Raw genomic sequence first — 8,822 nt, 5'->3', positions numbered from 1 at the left:
AAGATTATGAGGCGTTTCGCCGTTTTCGTCAACCCTCTTTTTCTCCGCTCTTCGCTGCATTTGCATGCTGCGTTTTGCGGGGAGGCGAACTATAGCAAAGGGCATCCACGCTGGCAAGGGTAAAATAGCGGTTTCACCGAAACATAAGTACGTCATGTCCATTCTGCTCACTACCCTCAACGCCCGCTATACCCACGCCTCGCTGGGACTGCGTTATCTATTAGCGAATATGGGAGAGCTGCAGGAGCAGACCCGCTTGCAGGAATTCGTCATCGGCGCGAAGACCACCGAGATCGTCGAGCGCATCCTGGCGCATGCGCCGCAGATCGTCGGTTTCGGCATCTATATATGGAACGTCGAGGAAACCACCAAAGTCGTCGCCATGCTCAAGCGCGTGGCGCCGCATGTGGTGGTGGTCCTGGGCGGTCCGGAAGTATCCTACGAATCGAACGAGCAGGAAATCGTCAAGCTGGCCGATTACCTGATTACCGGCTGGGGTGACGTCACCTTCCCCAAGCTGTGCGGCGAGATCATTCACGGCCCCAAGCCACTGATGAAAATCCACGCTGGCGTGCAACCGCCGATGGCCGAGATCAAACTGCCCTACTCGCTCTACACCGACGACGACATCAAGAACCGCACCATCTATGTGGAAGCCTCGCGCGGCTGCCCGTTCAAGTGCGAGTTCTGCCTGTCTGCACTGGACAAGACGGCGTGGCCGTTCGCGCTGGATAACTTCCTGGCCGAGATGGAGTCGCTGCATGCGCGCGGCGCGCGGCTGTTCAAGTTCGTCGACCGCACCTTCAACCTGAATATCAAGACCAGCCTGAAGATCATGCAGTTCTTCCTTGATAAACTGGAAGCCAACCCGGACGATCCGGTCTACGCCCACTTCGAGCTGGTGCCGGACCACCTGCCGGATGCACTAAAAGAGGGCATCAGCAAATTCCCGCACGGCGCGCTGCAATTCGAAATCGGCATCCAGAGCTTCAACCCGGCGGTGCAGACGCTGGTCAGCCGCAAGCAGGACAACCAGAAAGCCGCCGACAACATCCGCTGGCTGACCGACCACTCCAACGCCCACATGCACGTGGACCTGATCGCCGGCCTGCCCGGCGAAACGGTGGAAAGCTTCGCCGCCGGCTTCAACAAGCTGTGGGCCTTGAATCCGCACGAGATCCAGTTCGGCATCCTCAAGCGCCTGCGCGGCACGCCCATCATCCGCCACACGCAGGAATTCGGCCTGGTGTTCGAGCCCTATGCGCCGTACACCATCCTCGCCAACCGCGACATCGACTTCCCGACCATGCAGCGCCTGGTACGCTTCGCCCGCTACTGGGACCTGGTGGCTAACTCCGGCCGCTTCGGCCACACACTGCCGGTGCTGCTGGGCGACGACGCCTTCGGCCGCTTCATGGCGTTTGCCGACTGGCTGTACGCCAATACCGACGCCACCCACCGCATCGCGCTGGAGCGCCTGGTGGCGATGGTGTGCAAATACCTGCAAAGCCAGGGCATGGACAAGGATGCCGCCGAAGCGCTGCTGGCCAGCGATTATGCGGGCGCCAAGCCGAAACCGGTCGAAACTCCGGCACCCAAGCGGCAGGCCCGCCGGCTGGCCGCCTGAGTGCGGGAGCGCACCCCGCTGCACATCCATTGGTAGCCGCCGGGGCGAAACTCCCTTAAACTGACGAAATGCCTATTGCCAAAGAGCCCACACTCACTCTCAATCCCGGTGCCGCCAAGGGGCCTTCGGTCGCCGCAGGCGGCACGTGGCAAGTGCACGCGCTGGCGCAGGGCAAGACGATGGCCACCATCACGGCGCTGATCAAGACCCTCAAGGCCGACAACGTCAAATGGGATTTGACGGCGATCGACAGCATGGACCACATCGGCGCCCAGCTGCTGTGGAACGCCTGGGGCAAGACCCGCCCCGCCAACCTGCAACTGGCGCCCGGCCAGGAAGAATTCTTCAGCCGGCTCGAAACCACCGGCAAGCTCGAACTGCCGCGCCCCCGCGCGCAACGCCTGACGTGGGTGATGAAGCTCGGCTTCGCGATGCTGCTGTTCTTCCAGCACCTGATCGCCCTGACCGCGCTGATCGGCCAGGTGGTGCAGGAGTTCTGGCGCTTCCTGCGCGCGCCCATGCGCGGGCCTTGGAAGGAAATCTCCGCGAATATCTTCCACGCCGGCTTCCAGGCGCTCGGCATCACGGCGCTGGTCGGCTTCCTGATCGGCGTGGTGTTCTCCTATCTGTCGGCGCAGCAGCTGCGCAACTTCGGCGGCGACATCTTCCTGGTCAACCTGCTCGGCATGAGCATCATCCGCGAACTGGGCCCGCTGCTGGCGGCGATCCTGGTGGCCGGCCGCTCCGGCTCCTCCATCACCGCCCAACTGGGCGTGATGCGCGTGACCGAAGAACTCGACGCCATGCTGGTGATGGGCATCTCGCATGGCTTCCGCCTGATCATGCCGAAAGTGCTGGCCCTGGCGATCGCCATGCCGCTGCTGGTGATCTGGACCGACACCATCGCACTGCTGGGCGGCATGGTGTCGGCCAAGGTCGAGCTGAATTTGTCGCCGCAGTACTTCATCCTCAAGCTGCCGGATGCGGTGCCGCTGGCGAACTACATGATAGGCCTGGGCAAAGGCGTGGTGTTCGGCATCCTGATCGCGCTGGTGTCCTGCCACTTCGGCCTGCGCATCAAGCCCAACACCGAAAGCCTTGGTCGCGGCACCACCACCTCGGTGGTCACGGCGATCACCGCGGTGATCCTGGCCGACGCCGTGTTTGCGATCGTTTTCAGCGGCGTGGGGTTCTGATGGTCAGCCATGCACTCGTCCCCGAAAAAGCCTGCGGCCCCGGCACCGGCGAACTGACGCTCGACGGCAGCGTGCCCATCGTCGAGATCACCGGCCTGTGGACCAAGTACGGCCGCACCGTGGTCCACCAGGATTTGAACCTGGAGATTGAACAGGGCGAGATCCTGTCCATCGTCGGCGGCTCCGGCACCGGCAAGACCACGCTGCTGCGCCAGATGCTGGGCCTGGAAACGCCGGCGCGCGGCTGCGTGCGCGTGTTCGGCGAAGACATCAGCGAAGTCGGCTCCGAGCAGTTGCAGCAGCTGCGCAATCACTGGGGCATGCTGTTCCAGCAGGGCGCGCTGTATTCGGCGCTGACGGTGTTCGACAACATCGCCCAGCCGATGCGCGAGCTGCACACGCTACCAGAGGACCTGATCCTCGACGCCGTGCTGCTGAAGATGAACATGGTGGGCCTGGGCCCCGAACACGCGAACAAGATGCCGTCCGACCTGTCCGGCGGCATGGTCAAGCGGGTGGCGCTGGCGCGCGCGCTGGCGCTCGAACCCAAGCTGCTGTTCCTCGACGAGCCGACCGCCGGCCTCGATCCCGACCTGTCCGAGGCCTTCGTCTCGCTAATCAAATCGCTGCATCGCGAACTGGGGCTGACGGTGGTGATGGTCACCCACGATCTCGATACGCTGTTCGCCCTGTCGACCCGCATCGCCGTGCTGGCCGAAAAACATGTGATCGCGCTTGGCCCGCTGCGCGACCTGCTGAAAATCGATCACCCGTTCATCAAGGAGTTCTTCCTCGGCGACCGCGGCCGCCGCGCGCTGGAAGCGCTGGACGAAAAAACCAACACGGAGTCCCACTGATGGAAAACAGATCCCACGCACTCACCACCGGCTTCTTCACGCTCACGCTGCTGATCGCGGCCGTGCTGTTCGGCCTGTGGTTCAACCGCGACCGCGTCGAACGCGCGCCCTACGTCATCGCCACCGCGCAATCGGTGCCGGGCCTGAACCCGCAGGCGCCGGTGCGCTACCGCGGCCTGGAAGTGGGCAAGGTCGCCAGCATTGCCTTCGATCCCAAGATGGCCGGCCAGATCCTGGTCACCCTCAACATCAACACCGACGCGCCGATCACCAGGACCACCTTCGCCACGCTGGGCTACCAGGGCGTGACCGGCATCGCCTTCATCCAGCTCGACGACGACAAGGTCGGCTCGCCGCTGCTGGCCACCAACAGCGACAACCCGGCCCGCATCCCGCTGCGCGCCGGCTTCTTCGACCAGCTGGAAAAGCGCGGCAAGGAAATCCTGACCCAGTCCGAAGAAGTGACGCGCAAGCTCAACAACCTGCTCAGCCCTGAGAATCAGAAGACCATCATCGGCGCCTTCGCCGACGTCAGCGCCACCGCCAACGCCTACCGCGAGCTGCCATCCAAGCTGGAGCCGACCATCGCCAAGCTGCCGGCACTGACCGAGCAAACGCAACGCACGCTGAACTCCTTCAACACGCTGGCCACCGATTCCGACCGCCTGGTGAAAACCCTGCAGGCGCCGGACGGCCCGATCGCCCGCATCGCCGCCACCGCCGACCGCATCGGCGGCTCGGTGGAAGCGGTGGCCGGCGGCATAGAACTCGACACGCTGCCGCAAGTGAACTCGCTGTCCGACGACACCAAGGCCTCGATGCGCGCGCTGCGCAAGACCATGAACAAGATTAACGACCGTCCGCAAAGCCTGATCTTCGGTTCGCCCGGCACCCCGCCCGGCCCCGGCGAAGAAGGCTTTTCCGCCTCGTCCAAATAAGGATCACTGAGATGACTACCGCCATCCGCAACGCCATCCTCGTCGCCGCTCTCGGCGCGCTGCTGGGCGCCTGCGCCAGCAAGGGCCAGACGACCGCGCAATACGATTTCGGTCCGCTGCCTCAAACGCAGACGCCGGCGCAAGCGCCGGCCGCCATCGGCTCCATCATCGTCGCCGATATCGTCGGCCCCGCCGCGCTCGACACGGAACGCATGCAATACCGCCTGCTGTACGCGGACGCGCGCCAGTCCCGTCCCTACGCCTACAACCAGTGGACCGCCACGCCGTTCCAGCTGATGACCCAGCGCATGAAGGCGCGCATCGCGCAGGCCGGCGTCAAGGTGCTGTCGACCACCGACGCCGCCGCCAGCCCCACCGTGCTGCGCATGGAGGTCAACGACTTCGCGCAGAACTTCGACAGCGCCACCAGCAGCGCCGGCATCATCAGCCTGCGCGCCTCGCTGTTCCGCAACCACAAGCTGGTGGACCAGAAGACCTTCAGCCGCAGCAGCCCGGCCCCGAGCCCGGACGCCGCCGGCGGCGCCCACGCGCTGGCCGCCTCCACCGACGCCGTCACCGCCGATGTGCTGGCATGGCTGACGGCACTGCCGCCGCAGTAGGAATGACGGAGACCACCACCATCACGCCGCCTCCGCCAGCACCGGAGCCGGCCAGCAAGCCATCACCGTTCACGCGGGCGGCGCTGCTGGCCTATGTGCTGCTGATCGTCTACGCCAGCTGGTTCCCGTTCTCGGGCTGGCACAACCAGGGATTGTCGCCGCTGATCTTCCTGGAACACACCACCATGCCGCGCTACTGGACCAAGTTCGACGCCATCACCAACGTGGTCGGCTACATGCCGCTGGGGACGCTGATCGTCTACTCGCTGTACCCGCGCTTCAAGGGCATCGTCGCCTGGCTGATGGCGACCGCCAGCGGCGTGCTGATCTCGGGACTGATGGAAGGCGTGCAGACCTACCTGCCCAGCCGCGTGTCCTCCAACCTGGACTTCTACACCAACGCCGCCGGCTGCGCGCTGGGCGCCGTGATCGGCGTGCTGACGGTGAGCCGCCTGCTGGACCGCAGCCAGTTGCAGCGCCTGCGCCAGGCCTGGTTCGCACCGCACGCCAGCCAGGGCCTGGTGCTGCTGGCGCTGTGGCCGCTGGCGCAGATGTACCCGCAAAGTTTTCTGTTCGGCCTGGGCCAGCTGCTGCCCATCCTGTCGGAATGGCTGTCGCAGCTGCTCGACACCGAGATCGACCTGGCCAGCTACGTGCGGCCGGACGCCATCCTGACGGTGGAACAATACTGGCTGTCCGAAACCATCATCACCGCCTGCGGCATGGTGGGCGCGGCGCTGACCCTGCTGTGCCTGCTGCGCAAGCCGGCCCCGCGCGGCCTGCTGGTGGCCGCCATGATAGGCGCGGCCATCGTCGTCAAGGCGCTGGCGACGGCGCTGCTGTTCTCGCCGGAAAACGCCTTCGTCTGGGTCACGCCGGGCGCCGAGGGCGGCTTCCTGATCGGCGCCATCATGCTGGCCGGCCTGACCTTCGCGCCGCACGTGGCGCAGCGGCGGCTGGCGGTCACCACGCTGTTGCTGAGCCTGGTGATCGTCAACACCACCCCGGCCAATCCGTATTTCGTCGCCACCCTGCAGACCTGGGTGCAGGGCAAGTTCCTCAACTTCAACGGCGCGGCCCAGTTCCTGACCTTGCTGTGGCCCTTCTTCGCGGTCTGGTTCCTGTGGCTGCCCTCACACAAGCTCAATAAGCCCTGAGCGGGTATCATAGCGGCTACAACTTTCCCCGAGAAACAGCGATGAGCGACACACCTTATTTCAAACACCACGTCTTCTTCTGCATGAACAAGCGTGACGACGGCCGCAACAGCTGCGGCGACCACGGCGCGGAAACCGCGCAAAAGCACGCCAAGAAGCGCTGCAAGGAACTCAACATCAACGGCCAGGGCAATGTCCGCATCAACCAGGCCGGCTGCCTGGACCGTTGCGAAGAAGGCCCGGTGCTGGTGGTTTATCCCGAAGGCACCTGGTACACCTACGTCGACACCAGCGACATCGATGAAATCATCGACACCCATCTGGTGCAGGGCAAGGTTGTCGACCGTCTCAAAATCTAAACGCATTTCCACAGCAAATGAACAAGAACGAAAAATTCACCCTGGCCGGCGGCGCCGGCCAAATGGAAGGCATCCTCGACTATCCGAAGAGCGCACCGCGCGGCGTCGCGCTGGTGGCCCATCCGCATCCGCTGTACGGCGGCACCATGGACAACAAGGTCGCCGTCACGCTGGCGCGCACCTTCGTCAACCTGGGTTACGTGGTGGCGCGCATCAACTTCCGCGGCGTCGGCGCCTCGGAAGGCGTGCATGACCACGGCCACGGCGAGACCGACGACATGGCCGTGCTGCACGCCTGGATGACGGCGAAATATCCGGGCCTGCCGGTGGCGCTGTCTGGCTTCTCCTTCGGCACCTTCGTGCAATCGCAGCTGGCGCAGCGCCTGGCCGCCGCCGGCACGCCGGCCGAGCGCCTGGTGCTGGTCGGCGCCGCCGCCAAGAAGTGGGAAATGGCCGCCATCCCGGCCGACACCATCCTGATCCATGGCGAAAACGACGACACCATCCCGCTGATCGACGTGCTGGACTGGCTGCGCCCGCAGGACATACCGGTCATCGTGATCCCCGGCGCCGACCACTTCTTCCACCGCAAACTGCAGCACATCAAGAGCTGGGTGACGCAGCTCTGGCACCGCAGCACCGATGTTGCCGAGACGGAAACGGACACCGCAGCGGCCGACTAACGGCCTATAATCGCTACGCCTTTAACTTTTCACCGAATAAAGCAACCCATGAAAAAAATTATCGCGGCACTGGCCACCAGTGTGATGTTGATGTCCGCCGCCGTCGCCCAAACCCTGCCACCGCCGACCATCGCCGCCAAATCCTGGCTGCTGCTGGACGCCACCAGCGGCCAGATCATCGCCTCGCAAGACCCGAACGCCCGCATCGAACCGGCCTCGCTGACCAAGATCATGACGGCCTACGTCACCTTCGGCGCGCTGCGCGACAAGAAGATCGACCTGAAGCAGATGGTCAACGTCTCCACCAAGGCGTGGAAGGTCGATTCGAGCAGCTCCAAGATGTTCATCGACCCGGCCACGCCGGTCAGCATCAACGACCTGCTGTACGGCCTGATGGTGCAGTCGGGTAACGACGCCGCCGTGGCGCTGGCCGAAGCGGTCGCAGGTGACGAGTCCGCCTTCGTGGTGATGATGAACAAGGAAGCCCAGCGCATGGGCCTGACCAACACCCACTTCGCCAACCCGCACGGCCTGCCGAGCCCGGAAAACTATTCGACCGCGCAAGACCTGTCGGTGCTGGCCAAGCGCGTGATCCTGGACTTCCCGGAGTTCTACAAGATCGACTCGGTCAAGAGCTTCACCTACAACAAGATCACCCAGCCTAACCGCAACCGCCTGCTGTGGCTGGACCCGACCGTCGACGGCATGAAGACCGGCCACACCGAAGCGGCCGGCTACTGCATGATCGCCTCGGCGCACCGTCCGAACGGCGCCGGCGAGCGCCGCCTGGTGTCGGTGGTGCTGGGTACCTCGTCCGACCAGTCGCGCACGCAGGAAAGCCAGAAGCTGCTGAACTGGGGCTTCCAGAACTTCGACACGGTCAAGCTGTACTCCAAGGGCCAGGCCATCGCGACGCCGGAAATCTGGAAGGGTTCCAAGGGCGTGGTCAAGATCGGCTTCGCCAACGACGTGCTGGTGACGGTGCCTAAGGGCGTGGCCGCCAAGATGAAGCCGCTGCTGGAGCGCAAGGACCCGCTGGTCGCGCCGCTGGCCGAGAACAGCCGCGTCGGTTCGCTGAAGATGATGGTGGACGGCAAGCCGCTGCTGGAATTGCCGGTGGTGGCGCTGGAAACCGTCGATCAAGCCTCGATCTTCGGCCGCGCCTGGGATTCGATCCGCCTCTGGCTGAAATAAACCCCGGGGGTCAAGTCTGACATTCGGACACGAACTCTGCCGTAACCTGCATTACGGCAGAGACCGTGTCCGAATGTCAGACTTCGTATATTGAGCGTACCGCATCTCCATCGGATAATAAGGAGGTAGGTGCGGTCAGGCGGAGTGACGCTGATGAGACTTAGTGCCGTGGAGCACGTGGGTCAGATAAG

Annotated in this window: 9 protein-coding genes; all 9 read left to right on the top strand. The window is 64.2% G+C overall.

The window, feature by feature from the left end; all coding sequences use genetic code 11:
- Nucleotides 1-154 precede the first annotated feature (154 nt).
- The 9 genes from D0T21_RS31365 (at nucleotide 155) to D0T21_RS31325 (ending at nucleotide 8,631) form a co-directional block, all read left to right on the top strand.
- Nucleotides 155-1,627, top strand: coding sequence for a B12-binding domain-containing radical SAM protein (locus D0T21_RS31365; protein WP_116994070.1), 1,473 nt, complete (start codon nucleotides 155-157; stop codon nucleotides 1,625-1,627).
- Between the two features lie 68 nt (nucleotides 1,628-1,695).
- Nucleotides 1,696-2,823 carry an ABC transporter permease gene (locus D0T21_RS31360; RefSeq protein WP_116994069.1) on the top strand — a complete coding sequence of 376 codons (1,128 nt, stop codon included), beginning with the start codon at nucleotides 1,696-1,698 and terminating at the stop codon, nucleotides 2,821-2,823.
- Nucleotides 2,823-3,680, top strand: coding sequence for an ABC transporter ATP-binding protein (locus D0T21_RS31355; protein ID WP_116994068.1), 858 nt, complete (start codon nucleotides 2,823-2,825; stop codon nucleotides 3,678-3,680). The genes D0T21_RS31360 and D0T21_RS31355 overlap by 1 nt, the downstream gene beginning before the upstream one ends.
- On the top strand, nucleotides 3,680-4,618 hold the full coding sequence (locus tag D0T21_RS31350) for an MlaD family protein (RefSeq protein ID WP_116994067.1): 939 nt from the start codon (nucleotides 3,680-3,682) through the stop codon (nucleotides 4,616-4,618). Before D0T21_RS31355 ends, D0T21_RS31350 begins: the two co-directional genes overlap by 1 nt.
- Before the next feature lie 11 nt (nucleotides 4,619-4,629).
- Complete coding sequence (locus D0T21_RS31345) at nucleotides 4,630-5,238, top strand: ABC-type transport auxiliary lipoprotein family protein (RefSeq protein ID WP_116994066.1); 609 nt, start codon at nucleotides 4,630-4,632, stop codon at nucleotides 5,236-5,238.
- Between the two features lie 2 nt (nucleotides 5,239-5,240).
- Nucleotides 5,241-6,395, top strand: a complete 1,155-nt coding sequence (locus D0T21_RS31340) for a VanZ family protein (protein ID WP_116994065.1) — start codon at nucleotides 5,241-5,243, stop codon at nucleotides 6,393-6,395.
- Between the two features lie 41 nt (nucleotides 6,396-6,436).
- A complete protein-coding gene (locus tag D0T21_RS31335; RefSeq protein WP_116994064.1) occupies nucleotides 6,437-6,754 on the top strand; it encodes a ferredoxin in 318 nt (105 codons plus the stop codon).
- A gap of 17 nt (nucleotides 6,755-6,771) precedes the next feature.
- Nucleotides 6,772-7,437, top strand: a complete 666-nt coding sequence (locus D0T21_RS31330; protein ID WP_116994063.1) for an alpha/beta hydrolase — start codon at nucleotides 6,772-6,774, stop codon at nucleotides 7,435-7,437.
- A 48-nt stretch (nucleotides 7,438-7,485) separates the two neighbouring features.
- Entirely contained in the window at nucleotides 7,486-8,631 is a 1,146-nt protein-coding gene (locus tag D0T21_RS31325) for a D-alanyl-D-alanine carboxypeptidase family protein (protein ID WP_116994062.1), read from the top strand.
- The last annotated feature ends 191 nt before the right edge of the window (nucleotides 8,632-8,822 follow it).

The sequence above is a fragment of the Duganella sp. BJB476 genome (genome assembly GCF_003416895.1).
Lineage (GTDB): Bacteria > Pseudomonadota > Gammaproteobacteria > Burkholderiales > Burkholderiaceae_D > Rugamonas.
Note: the sequence above shows the minus strand (reverse complement) of the source record. Positions and strands in the feature narration are given on the sequence as shown.